Consider the following 22,947-nt stretch of genomic DNA (forward strand, 5'->3'; position numbering starts at 1 on the left):
GGACAACCGTTACACAGGCGATGCACCCGTGCTAGCGGCCAAACTGGTGCTCTCCGTCACGAGCGGTTAACCGAAAGCAAAATGGACCCGTTCGTACCACCCGCGCCAGGACGTTCGGACCAGTCGGGCGCCCGGCAAGCGGGTGACAGACTGGGCGGATGGGCGTGATCCACATCGACGATTCCGGCGACCCGCGGGTCGACGACTTCCGCGACCTGTCCACTGCGGACCGGCGGCCGGACCGGCCCGGTGGCCGGGGTTTCGTCATCGCCGAAGGCACCGTCGTGGTGTCCCGGCTGCTGGCCTCCCGGTACCCCGTGCGGGCGCTGCTCGGGGTCGAGCGGCGGTTCGCCGAACTGGCGGCCGAACTCGAGGGAATCGAGGCGCCCCAGTACGTCGCGTCCGCGGAAACGATGGCCGACGTGGTCGGGTTCCACCTCAACCGCGGGATCCTCGCGGTCGCCGACCGGCCCGCGCCGCTCACGGTTTCCGAAGTCGTGGACGGCGCCGGCACCATCGCCGTGCTGGAAGGCGTCGGTGACCACGAAAACCTCGGCGCGCTCTTCCGCAACGCGGCCGCGCTCGGCGTCGGCGGGGTGCTGCTCGGACCCGGCTGTTCCGACCCGCTCTACCGGCGCAGCGTGCGCGTCTCGATGGGACACGTGCTGCGCGTGCCGTTCGGGCACCTCGCGGACTGGCCGGGCGGGCTCGACGACCTGCGGGCGCGCGGGTTCGCCGTCGCGGCGTTCACCCCGCGGCCGGGGTCGATCCCGCTGCGTGAACTGCGCGCGCACGCGCCGGGACGGGTGGCGCTGCTCTTCGGTGCCGAGGGTCCCGGGCTGACCGAAGCGGCGCTGGCGGCGGCGGATCACGCGGTCCGGATACCCATGCCGGCCGGAGTCGACTCACTGAACATCGCGACCGCCGCCGCCGTCGCCTTCTACGAACTGGCTCCGAATGGCTAAGGTGATCCCCTGGTCTGGGCGAAAGGACACCATGGAGCTGCGGATCCGCGGCGAGCGCGCCGTGCTGGCCGGTCCCGGCGGGGAGCACGCGCGCGAGGTGGACCCGCACAAGCTGGCGATCGGCGCCGACCTGGCGCAGGCCCTGCACGAGTGGGCGCGCGTCGCTTCCGCCGTCTCGGCCGAATCCGGCGAGGAAGCGGGCGCGGTCGTCTCGCAACGCGGCCGTCAGCTGGCCGGCCGGCTCGCCTCGGTGATGGGCACGACCGTCCGGTTCGTCGACCCGGTGACGGGCGCCGACACGGTCGTCGAGCCGCCACCGCGGGAGCCCGAACCCGGCCACCGGCTCGTCCGGACGGTGCTGGGCCCGGTCGGGCCGCCCGGCGAACCGACCCCGTGGCTGACCGGGCTGACGGTGTCGGCGTTCATCGCGGCGGTGGTCGTCGTGGCGATGCTGGCGCTGGCTTCGACGCTGGCCAGGGAGACGAGCGGGTGGCTGGCGCTGGTGGCGTCGGTCGTCGTGACGGCCGGGATCGCGCCGTCGCTGTGGCTGGTGCGGCGGACGCCGATCCTGCGGTGGGCCGCGTACGGCGCCGCGGGCGGTGTGGTGCTCGCGTGGATCGGCGTGCTGGTGATCGCCTTCGGCGGCGCTTGATGAGCGGGCCGCTCGACGCCTTGCGGAAGCTCTGCCTCGCCCTGCCCGAGGCGACCGAGCGGCTCAGTCACGGCTCGCCGGCCTGGTTCGTTCGCGGCAAGAAGACCTTCGTCATGTTCCACGACGACCACCACGGCGACGGCAGGCTCGCCTTCTGGTGCCCCGCTCCGCCCGGCGCGCAGGAGGAACTCGTGCGCACCGAGCCGGAGCGGTTCTTCCGGCCGGCGTACGTCGGGCACCGCGGGTGGGTGGGCGTGCGGCTGGACGTCGACGTCGACTGGGGCGAAGTGGACCGGATCGTGCGCGAGGCCTACCGGCAGGTGGCGCCGAAGACGCTCGCGGCGCGGGTGGACTAGCGCCCAATGTGGCGTTCGGTGCGTTGGACGCACCGAACGCCACATTGGGTGCGTTGGACGCAACCAACGCCACATTGGGGCGCTTGGGACTCAGCCGCGCTGCGAGCGGACCCCGAGGAGCACGTCCTCCCAGGACGGCACGATCGGGTGGTTCTTCTTGACCTTCGGGCGCGCTTGCTCGGCCGTGTCCTCTTCGGGATCGGCCGGGACGCGCGGGATCTCGCGGGTGTCGTCGTCCGGGTCCGGCTCGGCCGACGGGAGTTCGGCGCGCTCGGGCGCGACCGAATCCAGCGTGGGCTGGAACTCCGCTTCGCGGGCCGGGTTCAGTGCGCGGACCGTCCGGGGTGGGCGGTACGCGTTCGGGTCCAGCAGGACCTCGGCGTTCTCGTCGAGCGCCGTGACCGTGCCACCGTGCGCGCCGGGGGAGAACGCCCAGTGCGCGCGGTTGTCCGACCGGCCGGCCTTCCACTGGAGCACGACGACCCAGCGGCCGTCGTCGCCCTTCCACGAGTCCCAGGTGGCCTGCGAGTAGTCGTGCCCGCGGACGCCGAAGCCGTACGCGACGACCTCGCCGAGCGTCTGCACGTCGGGCCCGTCTTCGCGGACGGGGTGGGCGCTCTGCGCCATTTCGGCGGTGCGCGAGCGCTCCAGCAGGACGGGGTAGGCGAAGCGTTCGACGCGCTGCACCGAAATGCCGGCGCCGTTCGCGACCTGCTCGACTGACTCGCCGGCGCGGATTCGCGCCTGGATCTCGCGTGGCCGCATCTGGCTCTCCAACTCGATTTCGATCTGGCCGAGGCGGGTGATGTCCCCCCGCGCCGCCGCACGCAGTCGCTCATCAGCCGGGAGCAGGAAGCGAGTGCGGCTCGCCGGGTCTTCGAGCACGATGGACTTGCCGTCCTCGTGCAGCCCGACCACTCGCAGCGCCCGCATTGTTCTCGCCTCCCCGATCTTCTTCACCGTTGTGGGTGCCCACGTTAGAACGGCGCGTCGACTTGACGTGCGAGGCGCGCCGAGTCCGTGCCGAACTGCCCACTGTTCATTTCACGACGCTGGCATCATGCGTCACCCAGGTCAGCGGCTGCTGTGTGACACGCCGGACACGGTCAGTCACGATCGAGTGGATCACGAGGGCGGGAGGCGGACCGTCACCGTGAGGCCGCCGCGCCGGCCCGGCTGGGCCTCGGTGTAACCCCCGTGGGCCTGGGTCACCGAGCGGACGATCGACAGGCCGAGCCCGGCGTTGCGCGTGTCGCCGGTCCGCTCCGACCCCACGCGGCGGAACGGCTCGAACAACGTCGGCACGGCGTCGGGCGGCACCACCGGGCCCGAGTTGCGCACTTCCAGGGCCGGGTCCCCGCGGACCTCGACGTACACCCAGCCGCCCGAAGCGTTGTAAGTGATCGCGTTGACCACCAGGTTCGTCACCAGGCGCTCCAGCAGGACCGGGTCGCCCGCCACCACCCGCGGCCGCAGGCGCGTCTCGACCGTCACGCCTGCTTCGGACGCCGCCGCGGCCGTCGCCCGGACCACCGAAGCGACCACCGCGTCCAGCCGGACCGGGGCGCGCGCGTGCAGGCCGCGGTCGCTGCGCGCGAGGACCAGGAGACCCTCGATCATCCGTTCGCTGCGTTCGTTCGTATGGAGCAGGTGCGTGCCCAGCTTCCGCAACTCCGGCGTCACTTCCGGGTCGGCCATCGCCACTTCGATCAGCGTCCGTTGCACGGCCAGCGGCGTCCGCAGCTCGTGCGACGCGTTCGCGACGAACCGCTTCTGGCTGTCGAACGATTCCGCGAGCCGGTCGAGCATGCCGTCGAACGTGTCCGCCAGCTCCTTCAGCTCGTCGGGCGGGCCTTCCAGGTTGATGCGGCGGTCGAGCTTGCCGGCCTCCAGCCGCCGGGCCGTCGAGGTGATGTCGTGCAGCGGCCGCAACGCGCGGCCGGCCATCAGCCAGCCGAACAGCACCGCCAGGCCGGCCGTCGCCACCAGCGCGATCCCCGAGCCGACGAGCAGCGTGGACAGCGTCGAGGAGCGGTAGTCCGCCAGCGAGCCGGTCAGCAGCCGGGCCGCCACGCCCGACGACGGCAAGGCCGCGTCCGCCGGGACGCCGTAGGTCAGGTCCGCCGAGCCGATCGTCGTCGACGCGACCCGGGTCGGGTCCGGCAGCGTGCTTTGCACCAGCAGGTAGTTGATCACCACCAGCACCAGCCCGGCGAGCAGGAACAGCGCGCCGTACCAGGCGGTGAGCTTCGCGCGGACCGAGAAGCCGTTCACGGCGTGCCGAACCGGTAGCCGGCGCCGGGCACGGTTTCGATCACCGGCGGGTCGCCGAGCTTGCGCCGCAACGTCATCACCGCGACGCGGACCGCGTTCGTGAACGGGTCCGCGTGCTCGTCCCACGCCTTTTCGAGCAGCTCCTCCGCGCTGACCACCGTGCCCTCCGCCCGCATCAGCACCTCGAGCACGGCGAACTCCTTCGGCGAGAGCAGCAGGAACCGGCCGTCGCGGGCGGCCTGGTGGCGGGGCAGGTCGAGGACGACGCCGCCGCGTTCGAGCACCGGCGGCAGCGCCGGCCGCGCGCGCCGCGACAGCGCCTGGACGCGGGCGACCAGTTCGGCGAACGCGAACGGCTTCGTCAGGTAGTCGTCGGCGCCGAGGCCCAGCCCGGCCACCCGGTCGGTGACGTCGGCGGCCGCGGTCAGCATCAGCACCCGTGCCTCGCCGCCCGCACGGACCACCGCGGCGCAGACGTCGTCGCCGTGCACCCCCGGCAGGTCGCGGTCCAGCACCACGACGTCGTAACCGTGCACGCCGACCCGCTCCAGGGCCTGCGCGCCGTCGTAGCAGACGTCGACGGCCATCGAAAACCGCCGCAACCCCTCCGCGACCGAGTCGGCCAGCAACCGCTCGTCCTCCACCACCAGCACGCGCACCGCCCCAGTCTGCGCAGGGAGGCCATAAGGACCGCATAAGCGACGTCGCTTAGCGCGCCCGAATGCCCCGCTCCGTAGACCTGGCACCCGACCGGAACGAAAGGAGCGAGCCGATGCGGACACGGATCGTCGTCGCGGCGATCGGGGCGGCCCTGCTGCTCGCGGGCTGCGGCGGCCAGGGGGACGACGCGGCGAAGGTGGCTTCGATCTCGACGCCGCCGAAGTCGGGCGGGCCCACCGCCGCCGACAACAGCGGCAAGAGCGACGAAGACAAGATGCGCGACTTCGCCAAGTGCATGCGCGAGCACGGCGTCGACATGCCCGACCCCAAGCCGGCGGGCGACGGCGGGGGCATGGCGATCACGCTGGGCGGTGAAGGCGCCGACGGCACCAAGATCGAAGCCGCCCAGAAGGAGTGCCGGCACCTCATGCCCAACGGCGGCGAGATGAAGCCGCCGAGCGCCGAGGAGCTCGACAAGATGCGCAAGGACGCCAAGTGCATGCGCGAGCACGGCATCGACATGCCCGACCCGGACCCGAGCGGCAAGGGGACGATGCGGGTAGGCGGCCCGGGCGACGACCCGAAGAAGTTCGAAGAGGCCGCGAAGGCGTGCGGCATGGGCATGAGCGCGAAGGCGGCGCCGGCGAAATGAGTCACGTCACCGAACTCAAGCCGCGCCGTCGCGGCCGGACCCGCTGGTTCATCGCGGCCGCGGTCCTCGTCGTGGTGCTGGGCACCGGCTCCGTCGTGATCCTGACCCGGGTGTCGAGCGCGACGCCGGTCAAGGAGGCGGCGCCGCCGCCGGTGGAGACCGCCGAGGTCGTCAAGACCGACCTCAGCGAAGAGGAGGAGGCCGACGGCACCCTCGGCTACGGCGACGAGGCGTCCGTCCAAGGGCGCAAGCCCGGCACGATCACGTCGCTGCCCGCGGCCGGGGCCAAGATCGGCCGGTGCCAGGCGGTGTACGGAGTGGACGCGAAGCCGGTACCGCTGTTCTACGGCACGCTGCCGTTCTACCGCGACCTCGCCACCGGCGCGGACGACGGCGCTGACGTCAAGCAGCTGGAGGAGAACCTCAAGGCGTGCGGCTTCGGCGGGTTCGGCACGCCGGACAAGAAGTTCACCTCGGCGACGGCGGCCGCGCTGAAGAAGTGGCAGAAGTCCCTCGGCCTCGAGCAGACCGGCGCGTTCGGGCAAGGCGACGTCGTGCTCGCGGCCGGTGAGGTCCGGGTGTCGTCGCTCGCCGCCAAGCCCGGTTCGCCGGCACAGGGCGAGGTGCTCAAGACGACCGGGACCGTCCGGTCGGTGCAGGTGAAGCTGGAGGCGGCCAAGCAGGACCTCGCCCAGCAGGGCGCGAAGGCGGCCGTGACGATCAACGGCAAGACGACGGCCGGCACGATCACCGACGTCGGGCGGTCCGCCGTCGAAGGCAAGGACGCGGCGGGCAACAACGACGGCAAGCCCACGATCACCGTCACCGTCCGGCTCGACGACCCGGCCGCGGGCGGCACGCTCGACTCGTCGCCGGCGAGCGTCCGGTTCACCAAGGACGTCCACCAGGGCGTGCTGGCGGTCCCGGTCGGCGCGCTGCTCGCGCTCGCCGAAGGCGGGTACGCGGTCGAGGTCGACGAGAACGGCAAGCGGCGGCTCGTGGCTGTCCAAACGGGACTGTTCAGCGGCGGCAAGGTCGAGGTCACCGGCGACGGACTGACCGCGGGCATGCGGGTGGTGACGACGTCGTGACGCCCGTGCTGCGCGTGCACGACGTCACGCGCACCTACCCCGGCGGGGTCGCCGCGCTCGACGGCGTCTCGCTTTCGCTGGAGGACGGCGAAATGGTCGCGATCGTCGGGCCGTCCGGCTCCGGCAAATCGACCCTGCTGCACCTGATGGGCACGCTCGACCGGCCGTCGTCGGGACGGATCGAGCTGCACGGCCACGACGTCGCCGCGCTGCCGGACCGCAAGGTGTCGGCGCTGCGGTCGCGCTGGATCGGGTTCGTGTTCCAGCAGTTCTTCCTCGACGAAGGGATGAGTGCGGTGGACAACGTGTGCACCGGCCTGCTCTACGCCGGGGTGCCGCGACGGCGGCGGCGCGAGCGGGCGCTGGCCGCGCTCGACCGCGTCAAGCTGGGGCACCGGGCGTGGCACCGGCCCGGCGAGCTGTCCGGCGGGGAACGCCAGCGCGTCGCGATCGCCCGCGCGGTGGTCAACGAGCCGTCGATCCTGCTGGCCGACGAGCCGACCGGCAACCTCGACACCGGCACCGGCGCGTCCGTGCTGGCGCTGCTCGGCGAGCTGTCGGCGGAGGGCACCACGATCGTCGTGATCACCCACGACCGGGAGATCGCCGCCGGCATGCCGCGCCGGATCGAGCTGCTCGACGGCCGCCTGCGGCTGGACACCGGGCTGGTGGGTGCGCGATGACCCTCGTGACGCTGCCGGAACCGGCCCGGCTCAAGCCGCCGGACGTCGTCGCGCTCGGCGCGCACGGCATGCGCACCCGGCCGGTGCGCGCGGTGCTTTCCGCGCTGGGCATCGCGATCGGCGTCGCCGCGATGGTCGCGGTGCTGGCGATCCCGGCGTCCGGCGCGCAGGCGCTGCACGACCGGCTGGCCGCGCTCGGCACCAACCTGCTGACGGCCGGGCCGGGGCAGACGTTGTTCGGGGACACCGCGACGCTGCCGGACGACGCCGTCCCGATGGCCAAGCGGATCGGGCCGGTGCAGGCGGTCAGCGGCACCGGGACGACGTCGGCGAACGTGCGGCGCAGCGACAAGATCGCGCAGAACGACTCGTCCGGGCTCGCCGTGTACGCGGCCCGGCCGGACCTGCTGGGCGTGCTCGGCGGCAAGGTCCGGGCGGGCGCGTTCCTGACGGCGGCCAACCAGGACTACCCGGTGGTGGTGCTGGGTTCGCAGGCCGCGGCCCGGCTCGGCATCGACCACATCGACCCGGCCCGCCCGCCGCAGGTGCTGATCGGGACGCAGTGGTTCACCGTGACGGGGATTCTGGCGCCGATGCCGCTCGCCCCGGAGATCGAGCGGTCGGCGCTGGTCGGCTGGGACGTCGCGAAGCGGCTGCTCGGCTTCGACGGCCATCCGTCCACTGTGTACGTCCGCGCCGAGGAGTCCCAAGTGGACAGTGTGCGCACGGTGCTGGCGGCGACGCTGAACCCGCAGGCGTCCAACGAGGTCGAGGTGCGCCGGCCGTCGGACGCGCTCGCCGCGCAGAAGCTGACGGACACCACGTACAGCGCGTTGTTCCTCGGGCTCGGCGGGGTCGCGCTGCTCGTGGGTGGCGTCGGGGTGGCGAACACGATGGTGATCTCGGTGCTGGAACGGCGGCGCGAGATCGGGCTGCGGCGCGCGCTCGGGGCGACGAAGCGGCAGGTGCGGGGGCAGTTCCTGGCGGAGTCGGTGCTGTTGTCCGGGCTGGGCGGTCTGGCCGGGGTGCTGGCCGGGGTGCTGGTGACGGCGGGGTACGCGTTGAGTCAGGGGTGGCCCGCGGTGCTTCCGGTGGGGGCGCTGGCCGGTGGGGTGGGGGTGGCGGCCCTGGTGGGCGCGGTCGCGGGGGCCTATCCGGCGGTGCGGGCGGCTCGGCTGCCGCCTACGCAGGCGCTGGCCTGAGCCGGTCCGCCCGGTCGGCGCCGGGGCGTCTTGAATGAGTCATTCAGGTCACCAGGGGTCCTGAATGACTCATTCAAGACCTTTGCGAGGGCGGGTGCAGGGGTACACGGAATGCCGGGTGGCGGGTTACACGTCACCCGGCATTCAGCACGTTGGAAGATCTCCCACCCGATCGGCCCGCGTTGAATGGGCACCGGGATGGGTGATCGAAGGGGTGGGCGGATGCGAGTCGAGGCGAACCGGCGGGACTTCCTGCGATGGCTGGCTACCGCGGGAGCCGGGCTGGCCGCCGCCGGGATCGCGCCCGCGGTGTTCGCGCAGGAGGCCGCCGCGGCCGGGAGTGACGTCGTCGTGGTCACCGGGGTGACCGTTGTCGACGGTACCGACGGGCCGGCCCGGCCGGACTCCGCGGTCGTGCTCGTCGGGGATCGGATCGCCTGGGTCGGGCCCGCCGCCGAAGTGCCTCGTCGCGGGACCGCGCGGGTGATCGACGGGCGCGGCCGGTTCCTCGTGCCCGGTCTCTGGGACATGCACACGCACGGCATCGAGATGGAAGACGTGTGGCCGCCGCTGTTCCTGGCCAACGGCGTCACCGGGATCCGGGAGATGCAGGGCTACGACGAGAACCGCGTCACCCGGGACAAGATCGTCCGCGGCGAGCTGCTCGGCCCGCGCGTGGTGCTGGGCAGCGCGATCATCGACGGGCCGGTGTCCCTGCTCGGTCCGCCGGTCGAGCGGGTCGCGAACGCCGAGGAGGCGCGGGCGGCGGTCCGGACCGCCGCGGCGCAGGGCTCGGACTTCATCAAGGTGTACTTCTACCTGCCCCGCGAGTGTTTCACCGCGATCGCCGACGAGTGCGACCGGCTCGGCCTCACCTTCGCCGGGCACTGGCCGTACCGGATGCGGCAGCTGGAAGCCGCTCGCTACGGGCAGCGCAGCTTCGAGCACTCCTTCGGGCTGCCGATCGCGACCTCGGGCCGCCGCGACGAGTTCCTCGCCCGGCTCGACGCGAAGCCGTTCGACCCGAAGGCCCCGCGCGACTTCTTCAACCTCGCCCGCGAACTCGACCGGCAGGCCGCCCAGGCCTACGACCCCGGCACGGCCGCGCGCCACTTCGCCGGGCTCAACGCGTTCGGCACCCGGCTGACCCCGACATTCGCGGTCAACCGCGTCATCTCCAGGCCCGCCGACACCTACGCGCACGACCCGCGGCTCAAGTACATCTCCCAGGACATCCGCGACTACTGGGCCGACCGGCTCCGGCTCTTCACGCCGGTCACGCCCGAGCAGGTCGCCCAGCAGGAGGACTACTTCCAGGCGCAGCTGCGGCTGACCGGGGAGGCGTACCGCGCGGGCGTCGGCATCCTCGGCGGGACCGACTGCCAGAACCCGTACGTCTTCCCCGGCTTCAGCCTGCACGACGAGCTGGACTTCCTGGTCGAGGCCGGGCTCACCCCGAAGCGGGCGCTGCAGACGGTGACCCGCGACGCGGCCGCGTTCCTCGGCCGGGCGGACAGCGTCGGGACGATCGGTGCCGGCAAGGCCGCCGACCTGGTGCTGCTGGACGCCGACCCGCTCGCCGACATCCGCGCGGTCCGGCGGATCGACACCGTCGTCACCGCGGGCCGCGTGCTCGACCGGGCTCGGCGGGCCCGGATGCTCGCCGACGCCGAAGCCGCGGCGAGCCGGCCGCCCTCGGCGAAGGCCAGGTCAGTGCGCTTGCCGGTGCGCGGCTGCTGCTGAGCGCCCGGTAATCTCGGCCGGTCGGTCACCGGGCTGAGTGGGGGTAGGCGTGTCGGCGCGGAAGCTGGTGGCGGGGCTCGCGGTGCTCGAGGTCGCCGCGGTCGTCCTGGTCCTCGTCCTGAAGCGGTTCGACGGCCTCGACCTGGAGGTCTACCTGGGCGGCGCCAAGGCGCTGGCCGCGCAGGGCTCGCCGTACGACGCCTGGGTGCCGACCACGCACCAGATCCTGCTGCCGTTCACGTACACGCCGTTCGCCGCGGCCGTGTTCCTGCCCGGCACGCTGCTGCCGTTCGCCGTGACGATGAAGCTGGTCAGCATCGCGTCGATCCTCGCGACCGGGGTCGTCGCCTACCTCTACGTCGCGACGCTCAACGGCTCGCTCACCGACGCCTCGAAGGTCAACGGCCGCGTGGTGGCCGCACTGGTCGCGATCGGCGCGCAGCTGGCCGGCGCCCTGCTGGAGCCGGTGCGCTCGACGCTGGGGTTCGGGCAGATCAACGCGCTGCTCATGCTGCTGGTGGTGCTCGACGTCCTGCTGCCCGGCGAGCGGAAGCGGACGAAGGGCCTGCTGATCGGCGTGGCCGCGGCGATCAAGCTGACCCCGGCCGTCTTCGTCGTCTACTTCCTGTTCCGCCGCGACTTCAAGTCGGCCGCGCGGGTGGTCGTCGGCTTCCTCGCGGCCGGGGCGCTGCTGTGGCTGGTCCGGCCGTCGGCGTCCTTCACGTACTGGACGAAGCTCGTCTTCGACGCGGGCCGCATCGGCGGCGTCGACTACGTCGGCAACCAGTCGCTGCACGGCCTGACCGCGCGCGCCGGCCTGCCGGAGTTCGTGTGGGTGCTGGCCGCGCTGGCCGTGATGGCCCTGGTCGCGGTGATCATCGTGCGCGCCGCGGAGCCGGTGCTCGGGCTCACCGCCTGTGCGCTCGGCGGGCTGCTGGTCTCGCCGATCTCGTGGACCCACCACTGGACGTGGTGCGTGCCGATCCTCGTCCTCGCCGGGTGGTACGCGTGGCGCTTCGACCGGGCGGTCCGGTGGGTGGCGGCCGCGGTCGTCGTCGCGGGAGTGGCGTTGTTCATCGTCGGCCCGATGTGGTTCGCGCCGCGCCCGGCGCCGTCTCCCGGCTGGTGGCTGGCCACGGAGTCCTACGAACTGTTCGGCCTGCTTCTGCTCGCCCTCGCCGCCGTCGCCGCACCCCGCCTGAAAGCCGTGAATGCCACATCGAGGGACGTAAAGGCCCTCGATGTGGCATTCACGGACTGACGGTCAGGACAGGCGCTCGACCACGTACTCGATGCTCTGCGTGAGCTTCGTGATGTCGTCCGGGTCGATGGCCGGGAACAGGCCGACGCGCAGCTGGTTGCGGCCCAGCTTGCGGTACGGCTCGGTGTCGACGATCCCGTTGGCGCGCAGCACCTTCGCCACCGCGGCGGCGTCGACGTCGTCGCTGAAGTCGACCGTGCCGACGACCTGCGAGCGCAGGTCCGCGTCCTTCACGAACGGCGTGGTGTAGCTCGTCTTCTCGGCCCACTCGTACAGCCGCGAGGACGAGTCCTTCGTGCGCGAAGTCGTCCACTCGAGGCCGCCCTGGCCGTTCATCCACTCGATCTGCTCGGCGAGCAGGAACAGCGTGGCCACGGCGGGGGTGTTGTACGTCTGGTCCTTGCGGGAGTTGTCCAGCGCGGTGGTCAGCGACAGGAACTCGGGGATCCAGCGGTCGCCGCCGCCGATCTCGCCGATCCGCTCGACCGCGGCCGGGGAGGCCAGCGCGATCCACAGCCCGCCGTCCGCGGCGAACGACTTCTGCGGCGCGAAGTAGTAGACGTCGAAGTCCTCGGCCTTGACCGGGAGGCCGCCGGCGCCGGAGGTGGCGTCGATCGCGACCAGCGCGCCTTCGGAGCCTTCCGGACGGCGAACGGGGACGGCGACACCGGTCGACGTCTCGTTGTGCGCCCAGCCGACCAGGTCCGCGCCGGCTTCGTAGGCGATGTCCGGCGCGCTGCCCGGCTCGGCCTTGACGACGATCGGGTCGGCCAGGAACGGCGCGCCCTTGGTCACGGTGGCGAACTTCGAGGAGAACTCGCCGTAGGTGAAGTGCTGCGCGCGCTCGCGGACCAGGCCGAACGCGGCCGCGTCCCAGAACGCGGTGGTGCCGCCGTTGCCGAGGATCACTTCGTAGCCCTCGGGCAGCGAGAACAGCTCGGACAGGCCGGCCCGGACGCGCCCGACGAGGGACTTGACCGGCTTCTGCCGGTGCGACGTGCCGAGGTAGGTGGAGCCGGACTCCGCCAGTGCGCTCAGCTGCTCGGCGCGGACCTTCGACGGTCCGCAGCCGAAGCGGCCGTCGGCCGGCTTGAGGTCTGCGGGGATGGTCAACTCAGCGTCGGTCATGTGGCCAGTCTCTCAGGTCGGGATCGGGCTGCTAACAGAGGTGGCCAGGTGTCCGACATGTGGAATCGATGAAGCCTCGTTGGTACTTTTTCGCCTGGTTCGCGGTGGTGGCCGCGGTGCACCTCGTCGTCGAGGGCTGGACCGACACCACCGCCATCGGGCTGCCGGTCGGCTTCGCGGCGACACTCGTGCTCGTCTTCGTTCCCCGGCTGCCGTGGTGGGCGACCGGCGAGGAACGTCCGGACCGCGTCCGGCGCGTCCGGCTGCGGAAGCGGTCGTGGGTGCCGGTGCGGCTCCTGGCCCGCACCGCGACGGCCTGGACCGCGGGGATCCTCGCCGTGGCCGCCGAGGTGGCGGCCATCGTCTTCGACGGCGGCTGGCTGCCGTGGCTGGTGCCGGTCCCGAGCCTGCTGGTCGTGCTCGGCTTGGTGGGCTGGCGGTCCGACCTCGCCGAAGTCGCGCGGTGCCTGAAGAGCGACCGCTGGACGCCGATCGCGGCGGCGGCGTTCGACGTGCGGCCGGGCGAGCCCGTCGACGGCTGGGCCGTGCTGCCCGGCGACGTGCGGATCAAGTTCCACCTGGACGCGGCACCGGCCGACGTCGCCGCCGAGCTGGCCGGGCGTCGCCGGCTGTGGCTGGCCGGGTGGCCTTCGGAGCAGCTCGTCATCGGCTGTCCGGAGGGCGAGCACTACACCGTCGGGCACTTCGGCGTCCACCACCGTGACCGGAAAAACACGGTGTCCGCGGGTCGCACGGCCCGGTAGGTTGGCCCGCCATGACGACTGTGCAGCAGAACTTCCCGGTGCCGCCCCAGGTGCTGTGGAACGCGCTCCCCGCCGGGGTGACGGCGATCGGCGGGCAGGGCCCGTTCTACGACGCCCAGCGCGGGTACGTCACCTGCCGCACCGGGATGACCTTCCTCAGCTGGGGCCAGGTCATCACCGCGATGGTGTCGCCGTCGGCGCCGGGTTCGACGCTCACCGTCCAGACCCAGCTGAAGTTCGGGGTGTTCGACTGGGGCGAGGGCAAGCGCATCGCCACCCGGTTCGCCGCCGCCGTCGCGTACGCGACGGGCGCTCCCGCGCTGACGTGAGGGCCCCGCTCACCACCACGCTGGGGGTGTGAGCGGGGCCCGGCTCCTCAGCGCCAGTCTTCGACGCCGCCCGGGATCGGCGCGGCCGGGTCGTACGGCGTGCGCGTGAAGATGAACGTCGCCAGGTCGAGGTGGGTGGCCACGCCCTCGGCGTTCCGGCCCACTTCGAGCGTCTCGCCGGCGTAGTAGCCGTCGAGGCCGACGTAGGTGTCCTTGCCGGTCGCGCGGAAGCGCGAGCTGCGCCCGGCGCCCTCGACCGGCGCCAGCAGCAGCTGCTCCTCGCCCTGGACGCGCAGGTGGTACGGCGTCGGGCCCCAGTGCCAGAGCCCGGTCAGCGCCAGCAGTTCCGGGGCGACGGTGGCGGGCTCCCACTCGGCGGCCGGCCGCGGTTCCAGTTCGTCGGTCGTCGTGATGAGGTCGAGGCAGAGCTGGGTGATGCCGACCCCGGACGTCGAGTTGGCGAGCACCAGCGCGCCGGTCTGCGCGACCGGGTCGACCAGCGTGACGGCGAGGAAGCCGGGCATCGAGCCGGTGTGCCCGGCCAGCCGGCGGCCGCCGTAGCGCACGAGCATCAGGCCGAGCCCGAAGCCGGTCGTCCACACGTCGGTGTCGTCGACGGTGATCACGGTCCGCATTTCCTCGATGGTCTCCGGCGCGAGGACCCCGCCGCCGTGGCCGCCGAGGAACGCCGTCCAGCGGCCGAGGTCCTTCGCCGTCGACCACAGCTGGCCGGCGGGGGCCATCGCGCCGGCGTCCGGGCTCGGCTCGGGCAGGAGGACGTCGGCGAAGGGGTGCACGGCGAAGCCCTCGGCGTGCGCGCCGGTCGGGTGCGGGGTGGTGCGGCTCATCCCGAGCGGGCCGAGGATCTCCTCCTCCAGCACGGAGAGCCAGCCCTTGCCTCGGTGGCGCGAAATGAGTTCGCCGAGCACGCCGTAGCCGACGTTCGAGTAGTGGAACCGCGCGCCCGGCCGGTGCTTGGTCGCGCCCTCGGCGAGGCTGCCGGCCAGCGCGTCCCAGTCGGCGCCCGGGGTCCGCTCCCACCACAGGCCCGGCGACTCGGACGTCAGGCCGGAGGTGTGGGACAGCAGCTGGGCGATGGTGGCGGCGCCGAACGGCGTGCCGGGGACGTGCTTTTCGAGCGGGTCGTTGAGGTCGAGCAGGCCTTCGTCGCGCAGCCGCATGACGGCGGTGGCGACGACGGTCTTGGTGATCGAGCCCAGCCGGTACTGGGTGTCGGTGCCGGGCCGCGTGTCCCCGACCCGCCCCCGGCCACCGGACCAGACGATTTCGCCGTCCCGCACCACGGCGGCGACCAGCGACGGCGCCCGGCAGGCGGCCTGCTCGTGGGCGATCCGGCGGAGCAGGGCGTGTTCGGTCGACTCAAGCATGGGGGCATTCTGCCGCGCGGAGGCGGGAGAAGCAGGTCCCGGGGTTCAGCCGAGCAGGTTCCGCGCCATCGCGGTCGTCACCGCGGCCGTGCGGTCCGAGACGCCGAGCTTGCCGAAGACGCGCAGCAGGTGCGTTTTCACCGTCGCCTCGCTGATGTGCAGGGCGCGGCCGATGTCCGCGTTCGTCCCGCCCTTCGCGACCAGCCGCAGGACCTCCACCTCGCGCGCCGAAAGCGTTTGCGGCTCGGGGTGGCGGACGCGGTTGACCAGCTTGCCCGCCACCGACGGCGCCAGCACCGTCTCGCCGCGGGCCGCCGCGCGGATCGCGTTCGCCAGTTCCGTGCGGGACGCGTCCTTCAGCAGGTAGCCGGACGCGCCGGCCTCGACCGCGCGCAGGATGTCGGCGTCCGTTTCGTACGTCGTGAGCACGACGACCCGCCGGGCCGGCCGGTCGCGCAGGATCCGCTTGGTGGCGCCGACGCCGTCGAGGCCGGGCATCCGCAGGTCCATCAGCACGACGTCGGGCTCGGCGACCCGGTCGAGCGCGACGGCTTCGTCGCCGGAGCCCGCTTCGCCGACCACCGTCAGGTCGGGTTCGGCTTCGAGCATGCCGCGGAGGCCTTCGCGGACGACCGGGTGGTCGTCGACCAGCAGGACGCGGATCAAGCGGGCACCTCCAGGGTGAGTTCGGTGCCGCTGGGGCCACTCCGGACGGTCAGTCTGCCACCGACCTGTTCCGCGCGGGACCGCATGCCCCGCAGCCCGTAGCCGTCGGCGTGGTCGGGGTCGAAGCCGGCGCCGTCGTCGCGGACGGACAGCCGGACGGCATCGTCCACAACGGACAGCGTGATCGAGACCGCCGACGCGGCCGCGTGCCGCCGGACGTTGTTGAGTGCTTCCTGCGCGCCCCGCAGCAGGACGACTTCGCCGGCCATCGGCAGCACGGGCAGCGCACCGTCCACTTCGTACCGCACGGCGAGGCCCGCCTCGTCCGCCAGCCGGTCGGCCTGCCGCCGGACGGCGTCGACGAGCGAGCCCGAAGTGAGGTCGGCCGGGGCCAGCGCGGCGACCATCGCGCGGGCCTCGGTGAGGTTGTCGCGCGCGGTCCGGGTGGCCAGCCCGGCGTGCCGCCGCGCCGCGGCCGGGTCGGTGTCCACTTCGGACTCGATGGCCTGTGCGAGGGTGACGATGCTGGTGAACCCCTGCGCGAGGGTGTCGTGGATCTCCCGTGCGAGGCGTTCGCGCTCGGCCGCGGTGCCCGCCTCCCGGGAGAGGCGGGCGACTTCGGCCTGGCTCGCTTCCAGCCGCGCGATCAGGTCCGCCCGCGACCGGCTCTCCTCGATGACGTGCAGGATGAACTTGCCGGACAGGATCCCGAACACGACCAGGATCGCGGTCATCGGCAGCAGGATGTGCAGCGTCGGCCCCCGCAGCCCGTTGTTGACGATCGCCGACGCGGGGCTCAGCAGGATCGCGATCGTGGTGAACGCCGCGGCCGGGCGGAACTCGAGCGTCGAGAACAGCAGCGGGCACACCATGAACAGGATGAAGCTGGCCGTGGTGGCGGCGAACATCGAGACCGCGACGAGCGCCAGCACCACGAGGGCCAGCGTCCACCGCTGCGGGAGGTGGCCGTCGTCGCGGACCACCCCGCGGCCCCAGAGCAGGTAGGTGAGCGCGAGCGCGGTGAGCGCCCCGACCGCGACGGCGGTGCGCACCGGATCGGCTTCGTCCAGCACCACCAGCACCGTCGTGGCCAGGTACGCCACCGCGAAGAGGATTTCCCAGAGCCAGTTGAACCGGTCCCAGGCGTCCGTCACTTCGCGTCGGTCCACCGGAACGTCAGCCGCGCCAGCACCGCGCCCACCACGCACCAGATCCCCAGCACCAGCGCCACCCGCGGGAGCTCCCATGACCCAGCCATCTCCATCCGCACCGCGGCGTCCGGCAGGAACACCGACCGGAAGCCCTGGCAAATCCACTTCAAGGGGAAGAACGACGCGATGTCCACCATCACCTTCGGCAGGTTCGTGATCGGCGAAACGAACACCCCCGAGATGAACTGCAGCACCAAGTAGAGCATCTGCACGATGGCGACCGCGCCGTTGGTGGACTTGGCGAGCGCGCTGATCGCGATCCCGAGCAGCGTGCAGGAGACGATGCCGAGCGCGAACACCCACAGCAGCGTCAGCCACTTCGCCGGGTCGGACGGCAGTTCGAGCCCGAAGAGCAGCACCGCGACGCCGGCCATCAGCACGGTCTGGGCCAGGCTGGACACCGCGACCAGCACCATCTTGCCGATGAAGTAGGACGCGGGCGGCATCGGCGTGCCGCGCAGGCGTTTGAGCGCCCCGGTTTCGCGGTCGCCGGAGACGCCGGTCGCGATGCTGTTGAACGACGTCGAGACGATGCCGGAGCCGATCATCCCGGCCGCGAGCAGCTGCCCGGAGGTGACGCCTTCGAGCGCGGTCGGACCGTCCAGGATGGACCCGAGCAGGATCATCAGCACCGCGGGCAGGGAGAAGGTGAAGACCACCTGTTCCTTGTGCCGGAAGAACTGCCGCAGCTCCGTGCCGCCGCGGGCGAGCCCGAGTGACAGCGGGCCGGGGAGGGCGAGCGTGGTCATGCCTTGTCTCCGATCAGGTCCAGGTAGACGTCCTCCAGGCTCGGCCTGGTCACGGTGAGGTTGGCGAGCTCTCTACCCCCAGCGGAGAGCTCGGTGACGAGTTTCGTCGGGTACGCCGTGCGCTCGACGTGCTCGCCGCGTTCGTCCACCCACCGCACGGTGGCTTCGGCGGCGGCCCGGCCCCCGAGGTCGCGCGGGGTGTCCTGCGCGACGATCTCGCCGCGCGCGATCACGGCGACGCGGTCGGCGAGCGCCTCGGCCTCGTCGAGGTAGTGGGTGGTGAGCAGGATGGTGGTGCCGTCGGCGGCGAGGTCGCCGATGAGCGTCCAGAACTGCCGACGGGCCTCGGGGTCGAACCCGGTGGTGGGCTCGTCGAGGAAGAGCAGCTCGGGCCGCCCGACGATGCCCAGCGCGACGTCGACGCGGCGCCGCTGGCCGCCCGAGAGCGACTTGACCCGCGCTTTCGCCTTCTCGGTGAGCCCGACCTTGTCGATGACTTCGTCGGGGTCGCGCGGGTCGGGGTAGTACTTCGCGAAGTGCCGCACGGTCTCCGCGACGCTCAGCTCGGCGGCGTCGTTGGCGGTCTGCAGCACGATGCCGATCCGTGATCGCCAGGCGCGGCCGGCCTTGCCGGGGTCCTCGCCGAGCACGGTGACCTCGCCGGCGGTGCGCTGCCGGTGGCCTTCCAGGATCTCGACGGTCGTGGTCTTCCCGGCGCCGTTCGGGCCGAGCAGGGCGAACACCTCGCCCCGGGCGATGTCCAGGTCCAGCCCGGCCACGGCCAGGTGACCGGGGTACTGCTTGCGCAGGCCGCGCACGCTCACTGCTGTGGTCATGGCTCCAGCCTGGCCCCCCGGAGCCTTGATCGGGAGCAACGCTCAGCTGAATCCGGCTGTCCACCGTTCGGTGGACACGGTCGTCGGCCGCGGCCGCTTGGTTCCACGGGAAACCACGAAAACGCTGTCATACAAGCAAAAACGGCGCGAATGCATGAACGGCGAACCGCCACCAGCCGCCGCGCGGGTGAACGACGCTGTTGACAGGTTGTCTAACATGACGGAATGTCTCACAAGTGGGTGACCGCCAGCGACGGTGTCCGCCTCTCGGTCCACATCGACGGCCGCGACGACGGCCCTACGGTCGTGCTCGTGCACGGCTACCCGGACAACAGCTCGATGTGGGACGGGGTGGCCGCCGAGCTGACGGCGAAGCACCGCGTCGTCACCTACGACGTGCGCGGGGCCGGGCAGTCGGACAAGCCCTCAGGTCGCTCGTCCTACCGGCTGGACCAGCTGGCCGACGACCTGCGGGCGGTCGTCGAGGCGGTGCAGCCGGCCGGGAAGGTGCACCTGGTCGCCCACGACTGGGGCTCGATCCAGACGTGGCACGCCGTCACCGGTGACGGGCTGCGCGGGCGGATCGCGTCCTACACGTCGATCTCCGGGCCGAGCCTCGACCACGCCGGCTCCTGGTTCCGCGCGCAGCTCACGCGCCCGACGCCGAAGCGCCTCAAGAACGCGCTGAGCCAGTTCCTGCACTCGTGGTACATCCTCGCGTTCCAGCTCCCGCTGATCCCGGACGTGCTGTGGCGCACCGGCCTGCTGGGCAAGCAGATCCAGCGGATGGAACCCGACGCGGCGGCCCCGGAGAAGTCCGACGGCCGGCACGGGCTCGAGCTCTACCGCGCCAACATGTTCACCCGGCTCTCGCGGCCCGCGCCGAAGCCCGCCGACGTCCCCGTGCAGGTGCTCGCCCCGACCGGCGACGCCTACGTCACGACGCCGCTGCAGACCGAGGTCGCCCGCTGGGTGCCGGACCTGCGGATCCGCCGGGTCGTCGGGACGCACTGGGTCACCCGCGCCAAGCCGGCGGTGGTCGCGCGCGCCGCCGCCGAGCTGATCGAGTACGTCGAAACCGGCGCCGAAAGCCGGGGCCTGCGCCGGGCACGCGTGGGGGCCGGCCGATTCGAGCACAAGCTGGTCGTCGTCACCGGCGCCGGCAGCGGGATCGGCCGGGCCACCGCGCTCGCGTTCGCCGCCGAGGGCGCCGACGTCGTCATCACCGACATCGATCCCGCGGCGGCCGCGGAAACCTTGAAGCTGCTGGAAGACCACGGCGTCGCCGAGTACACAGTGGACTCTTCGGACGGCGACGCCGTGCACCGCTTCGCCCGCGATGTGCGGGAGAACCACGGCGTGCCGGACATCGTGGTCAACAACGCCGGCATCGGGATGTCCGGCCCGTTCCTCGACACGTCCGTCGAGGACTGGGAGCGCGTCATCGACGTCAACCTCTGGGGCGTGATCCACGGCTGCCGGGCGTTCGCGCCGATGCTCGCCGAGCGCGCCGAAGGCGGCCAGATCGTCAACCTCGCGTCGGCGGCCGCTTATCTGCCGTCGAAGATCCTCACCGCCTACGCGACGACGAAGTCCGCCGTGCTGACGCTGAGCGTCTGCCTGCGGGCCGAGCTGGCCGAGCACCACATCGGCGTCACGGCCGTGTGCCCGGGCATCGTGAAGACGAACATCACGAACACGACGACGTTCGTCGGAGTGTCCGAAGAGGAGCAGCGACGGCGGCAGAAGGAAAGTTCGAAGCTGTACGCCCGACGCGGTTTCGGCCCGGAAGGCGTCGCGAAGGACATCCTGCGCGCCGTGGAGAAGGACACCGCGATCGCACCGTCCACTCCGGAGGCCAAGGCGGCGCTGGTCCTTTCGCGACTGGCGCCCGGACTGCTGCGTGCGGCGGCGAAGCTGGACCTGACGCCGTGAGCCGGCCGCGGCGGATGTCGCCGCAGGCGCGCCGCGACGACCTGATCCGCGCCGCGCTGGACCTGTTCGGTTCACGGGCGCCGGAACTGGTCACCGTGGACGACATCGTCGCGCGCGCCGAGGTGTCGCGGCCGTTGTTCTACCGGTACTTCCCGAGCCTGCGCGAGCTTCAGGTGCAGGCCCTGCGCACGGTCACCGACGGCCTCATCGACGGCTTGGCCGGGCTCGAGGAAGGCCCGCCGGAAACCCGGCTCCGGGCGGCGGTCCGGGGCCTGATCGACGTCGCCGACCACTACCGGGCCGGGTACATCGCGTTGCTGCGCAGCGGTTCGGTGATCGCGACGTCGGAGACGGACGCGGCGATCGACGAGGTCCGCAACCGCGCGGTGGCCCTGATCCTGGACGCGCTGGCCGTCACCGATCCCTCGCCTCTGCTCTCCCTCACCCTGCGCTGCTGGACGGCGGTGGTCGAGGGAGCCCTTCTGTCCTGGCTCCAAGAGCGCACGGTCCCGCGCGAGCACCTGGACACGTGGCTGGTCGACCAGCTCACGGCAATGCTCGCCGCCACCGCCGCCCACGACCAAGCCGTCACTTTCACGTGAAAGTGACGTGGAGGGTGCCTCCGGGTCGCTTTCACGTGAAAGTGGCGCGTCGCGGTCAGTGCTTGGTGACCAGTTCCCAGCCCTCGACGTCCTCGGGGGTGCGGGGCGCCGGGCCGACGTACTTGGCCGACGGGCGCACCAGGCGTCCGGTGCGCTTCTGCTCGAGGATGTGCGCGGCCCAGCCGGCGGTGCGGGCCGAGCTGAACATCGCGGGCATCATGTGCGGCGGGACCTGGGCGAAGTCCAGGATCACGGCGGCCCAGAACTCGACGTTCGTCTCGATCGGGTGATCCGGGCGCCGCTCGCGCAGCTCCTTCAGCGCCGCCTGCTCCAGCGCGGCGGCCGCCTCGTAGCGGGTCGCGCCGAGCTCCTGGCAGGTGCGGCGCAGCACGCGCGCCCGCGGGTCCTCGGCGCGGTAGACGCGGTGGCCGAAGCCCATCAGGCGTTCCTTGCGGTCGAGGATGCCCTTGACCAGGCCCGCCGGGTCGCCGGTGCGCTCGACCTCTTCGATCATCGGCAGCACGCGGGCCGGGGCGCCGCCGTGCAGCGGGCCCGACATCGCGCCGATGGCGCCCGACATGGCCGCCGCGACGTCCGCGCCGGTGGAGGCGATGACGCGGGCGGTGAAGGTCGAGGCGTTGAGGCCGTGCTCGGCCGCCGACACCCAGTAGGCGTCCAGCGCCTTGACGTGCGCCGGGTCGGGCTCGCCGCGCCAGCGGATCAGGAACCGCTCGGTGATCGAGTGGGCCTCGTCGACGCGGGTCTGCGGGACGGCAGGCTGGCCGATGCCGCGCGCCGACTGCGCGACGTAGGAGAGGGCCATCACCGAGGCGCGGGCCAGCTGCTCGCGGGCCTCTTCGTCGGTGATGTCGAGCAGCGGGCGGTAGCCCCAGATCGGCGCGAGCATGGCGAGCGCGGCCTGGACGTCCACCCGGACGTCGCCGGTGTGCACCGGCAGCGGGAAGGGCTCGGCGGGCGGCAGGCCGTGCCCGAACCGGCCGTCCACGAGGAGGCCCCAGACGTCACCGAAGGTCACCTTGCCGGCGAGGTCCTCGATGTCGACGCCGCGGTAGCGCAGCGCACCGCCGTCCCGGTCGGGTTCGGCGATTTCGGTGTGGAAGGCGACGACGCCTTCCAGACCCGGTCGGAAGCCGTCGTCGGGTTGGCCGGACGGCTGTGGCTTGCTGATCGTGGAGGTAGTCACTGTTTCGCGGAACCTTTCGGTGCGCTTTTTTCCCCGTCTTGGTGGTGGTGCACGCGCGGACGGAAATGCGCACGGAACGCGCGCGCCATCGCACGGATGGATAGACCTTGCTCCCTCGATCGCCAGGGGGCAATCGAAAGAAGCGGTGGTTTCGGTCACGATTACGAGAACGATTCAGTCACCGAGGCCGTCCGACGGGAGAATTTTCACCACTCAGTGTGACGAAGCCCAGGTTAAAGGTATGTTTCCGAACCAGGCGCCGTCGTGGTCCGGGTGATAGACCTAGCGGATGCACCTCAGTCCGCAGGAGCGCGACAAGCTGCTCATCCACGTCGCGGCGGACGTCGCGCGGAAGCGGCTGGACCGCGGCGTCCGGCTGAACTACCCCGAGGCGGTCGCGCTGATCACCGACCACGTCCTCGAAGGGGCCCGCGACGGGTGCACGGTCAGTGAGCTCGTGGCCAGCGGCCGTACCGTGCTGTCTCGTGCGCAGGTGCTCGACGGCGTGCCCGAAATGGTGGACTCGGTGCAGGTCGAGGCCACGTTCCCGGACGGCACGAAGCTCGTCACCGTGCATGACCCGATCGTGTGAAGGC

24 protein-coding genes are annotated in these 22,947 nt (G+C 72.1%); 14 read left to right on the plus strand and 10 right to left on the minus strand.

All coding sequences use genetic code 11. The features are described 5' to 3' along the window. Positions 1–158: 158 nt before the first annotated feature. From H4696_RS38460 to H4696_RS38470, 3 genes are read left to right on the plus strand one after another with little or no spacing between them, the layout of a single operon-like run. Positions 159–965 carry a TrmH family RNA methyltransferase gene (locus H4696_RS38460; protein ID WP_086861477.1) on the plus strand — a complete coding sequence of 269 codons (807 nt, stop codon included), beginning with the start codon at positions 159–161 and terminating at the stop codon, positions 963–965. A gap of 31 nt (positions 966–996) precedes the next feature. Further along, entirely contained in the window at positions 997–1,617 is a 621-nt protein-coding gene (locus H4696_RS38465) for a DUF2537 domain-containing protein (protein ID WP_086861476.1), read from the plus strand. Further along, a complete protein-coding gene (locus tag H4696_RS38470; RefSeq protein ID WP_086861475.1) occupies positions 1,617–1,973 on the plus strand; it encodes an MmcQ/YjbR family DNA-binding protein in 357 nt (118 codons plus the stop codon). Before H4696_RS38465 ends, H4696_RS38470 begins: the two co-directional genes overlap by 1 nt. Positions 1,974–2,063: 90 nt before the next feature. Here the strand turns inward: H4696_RS38470 and sepH are convergent, their stop codons facing one another. The 3 genes from sepH to H4696_RS38485 all read right to left on the minus strand — a co-directional run bounded on the left by sepH (position 2,064) and on the right by H4696_RS38485 (position 4,906). Further along, a complete protein-coding gene (gene sepH, locus H4696_RS38475; protein ID WP_086861474.1) occupies positions 2,064–2,906 on the minus strand; it encodes a septation protein SepH in 843 nt (280 codons plus the stop codon). 192 nt (positions 2,907–3,098) lie between these two features. Next, positions 3,099–4,247 carry a sensor histidine kinase gene (locus H4696_RS38480; RefSeq protein WP_086861473.1) on the minus strand — a complete coding sequence of 383 codons (1,149 nt, stop codon included), beginning with the start codon at positions 4,245–4,247 and terminating at the stop codon, positions 3,099–3,101. Continuing rightward, entirely contained in the window at positions 4,244–4,906 is a 663-nt protein-coding gene (locus tag H4696_RS38485) for a response regulator transcription factor (protein WP_086861472.1), read from the minus strand. Before H4696_RS38485 ends, H4696_RS38480 begins: the two co-directional genes overlap by 4 nt. Before the next feature lie 113 nt (positions 4,907–5,019). Here H4696_RS38485 and H4696_RS38490 point away from each other — a divergent pair, with 113 nt between their 5' ends. The 6 genes from H4696_RS38490 (at position 5,020) to H4696_RS38515 (ending at position 11,539) form a co-directional block, all read left to right on the plus strand. Then, a complete protein-coding gene (locus tag H4696_RS38490; RefSeq protein WP_086861471.1) occupies positions 5,020–5,559 on the plus strand; it encodes a hypothetical protein in 540 nt (179 codons plus the stop codon). Then, on the plus strand, positions 5,556–6,650 hold the full coding sequence (locus H4696_RS38495) for a peptidoglycan-binding protein (RefSeq protein ID WP_192782771.1): 1,095 nt from the start codon (positions 5,556–5,558) through the stop codon (positions 6,648–6,650). Before H4696_RS38490 ends, H4696_RS38495 begins: the two co-directional genes overlap by 4 nt. Continuing rightward, a complete protein-coding gene (locus tag H4696_RS38500; protein WP_192782772.1) occupies positions 6,647–7,333 on the plus strand; it encodes an ATP-binding cassette domain-containing protein in 687 nt (228 codons plus the stop codon). The genes H4696_RS38495 and H4696_RS38500 overlap by 4 nt, the downstream gene beginning before the upstream one ends. Beyond that, complete coding sequence (locus tag H4696_RS38505) at positions 7,330–8,535, plus strand: ABC transporter permease (protein ID WP_192782773.1); 1,206 nt, start codon at positions 7,330–7,332, stop codon at positions 8,533–8,535. Before H4696_RS38500 ends, H4696_RS38505 begins: the two co-directional genes overlap by 4 nt. A gap of 222 nt (positions 8,536–8,757) precedes the next feature. Beyond that, entirely contained in the window at positions 8,758–10,278 is a 1,521-nt protein-coding gene (locus H4696_RS38510) for an amidohydrolase family protein (protein ID WP_086856326.1), read from the plus strand. Between the two features lie 37 nt (positions 10,279–10,315). Next, on the plus strand, positions 10,316–11,539 hold the full coding sequence (locus tag H4696_RS38515) for a glycosyltransferase 87 family protein (RefSeq protein ID WP_249026833.1): 1,224 nt from the start codon (positions 10,316–10,318) through the stop codon (positions 11,537–11,539). Between the two features lie 3 nt (positions 11,540–11,542). On the opposite strand, the gene serC is transcribed toward H4696_RS38515, so the two are convergent. Beyond that, positions 11,543–12,667 (minus strand): phosphoserine transaminase, encoded by a 1,125-nt coding sequence (gene serC / locus H4696_RS38520; protein ID WP_086856325.1) that lies wholly within the window; start codon positions 12,665–12,667, stop codon positions 11,543–11,545. 68 nt (positions 12,668–12,735) lie between these two features. Between serC and H4696_RS38525 the strand changes: the two genes are divergently transcribed. Both H4696_RS38525 and H4696_RS38530 read left to right on the plus strand, forming a co-directional pair. Beyond that, on the plus strand, positions 12,736–13,431 hold the full coding sequence (locus tag H4696_RS38525) for a hypothetical protein (RefSeq protein WP_192782774.1): 696 nt from the start codon (positions 12,736–12,738) through the stop codon (positions 13,429–13,431). Between the two features lie 11 nt (positions 13,432–13,442). Beyond that, positions 13,443–13,760 carry a hypothetical protein gene (locus H4696_RS38530; RefSeq protein ID WP_086856324.1) on the plus strand — a complete coding sequence of 106 codons (318 nt, stop codon included), beginning with the start codon at positions 13,443–13,445 and terminating at the stop codon, positions 13,758–13,760. A gap of 47 nt (positions 13,761–13,807) precedes the next feature. On the opposite strand, the gene H4696_RS38535 is transcribed toward H4696_RS38530, so the two are convergent. The 5 genes from H4696_RS38535 to H4696_RS38555 are packed head-to-tail and all read right to left on the minus strand — an operon-like array spanning position 13,808 to position 18,610. Continuing rightward, positions 13,808–15,148, minus strand: coding sequence for a serine hydrolase domain-containing protein (locus H4696_RS38535; RefSeq protein ID WP_086856323.1), 1,341 nt, complete (start codon positions 15,146–15,148; stop codon positions 13,808–13,810). 45 nt (positions 15,149–15,193) lie between these two features. After that, entirely contained in the window at positions 15,194–15,814 is a 621-nt protein-coding gene (locus H4696_RS38540) for a response regulator (protein ID WP_086856322.1), read from the minus strand. Then, the gene (locus H4696_RS38545; protein WP_086856321.1) at positions 15,811–16,968 is read right to left on the minus strand and encodes a sensor histidine kinase; all 1,158 of its coding nucleotides are present in this window, start codon (positions 16,966–16,968) and stop codon (positions 15,811–15,813) included. Before H4696_RS38545 ends, H4696_RS38540 begins: the two co-directional genes overlap by 4 nt. Then, complete coding sequence (locus tag H4696_RS38550; RefSeq protein ID WP_086856320.1) at positions 16,965–17,774, minus strand: ABC transporter permease; 810 nt, start codon at positions 17,772–17,774, stop codon at positions 16,965–16,967. Before H4696_RS38550 ends, H4696_RS38545 begins: the two co-directional genes overlap by 4 nt. Continuing rightward, positions 17,771–18,610 (minus strand): ABC transporter ATP-binding protein, encoded by an 840-nt coding sequence (locus H4696_RS38555; RefSeq protein WP_086856319.1) that lies wholly within the window; start codon positions 18,608–18,610, stop codon positions 17,771–17,773. Before H4696_RS38555 ends, H4696_RS38550 begins: the two co-directional genes overlap by 4 nt. A gap of 240 nt (positions 18,611–18,850) precedes the next feature. Here H4696_RS38555 and H4696_RS38560 point away from each other — a divergent pair, with 240 nt between their 5' ends. Then, on the plus strand, positions 18,851–20,545 hold the full coding sequence (locus H4696_RS38560) for an SDR family oxidoreductase (protein ID WP_192783115.1): 1,695 nt from the start codon (positions 18,851–18,853) through the stop codon (positions 20,543–20,545). A 14-nt stretch (positions 20,546–20,559) separates the two neighbouring features. Continuing rightward, a complete protein-coding gene (locus tag H4696_RS38565; protein ID WP_086856318.1) occupies positions 20,560–21,147 on the plus strand; it encodes a TetR/AcrR family transcriptional regulator in 588 nt (195 codons plus the stop codon). Positions 21,148–21,202: 55 nt separating this feature from the next. Here the strand turns inward: H4696_RS38565 and H4696_RS38570 are convergent, their stop codons facing one another. Then, positions 21,203–22,351, minus strand: coding sequence for a citrate synthase 2 (locus H4696_RS38570; RefSeq protein WP_086856317.1), 1,149 nt, complete (start codon positions 22,349–22,351; stop codon positions 21,203–21,205). A gap of 289 nt (positions 22,352–22,640) precedes the next feature. On the opposite strand from H4696_RS38570, the gene H4696_RS38575 reads away from it, so the two are divergent. Continuing rightward, positions 22,641–22,943 (plus strand): urease subunit gamma, encoded by a 303-nt coding sequence (locus H4696_RS38575; RefSeq protein WP_086856316.1) that lies wholly within the window; start codon positions 22,641–22,643, stop codon positions 22,941–22,943. The last annotated feature ends 4 nt before the right edge of the window (positions 22,944–22,947 follow it).

It is taken from the genome of Amycolatopsis lexingtonensis (genome assembly GCF_014873755.1).
In the GTDB taxonomy this organism is placed as follows: domain Bacteria; phylum Actinomycetota; class Actinomycetes; order Mycobacteriales; family Pseudonocardiaceae; genus Amycolatopsis; species Amycolatopsis lexingtonensis.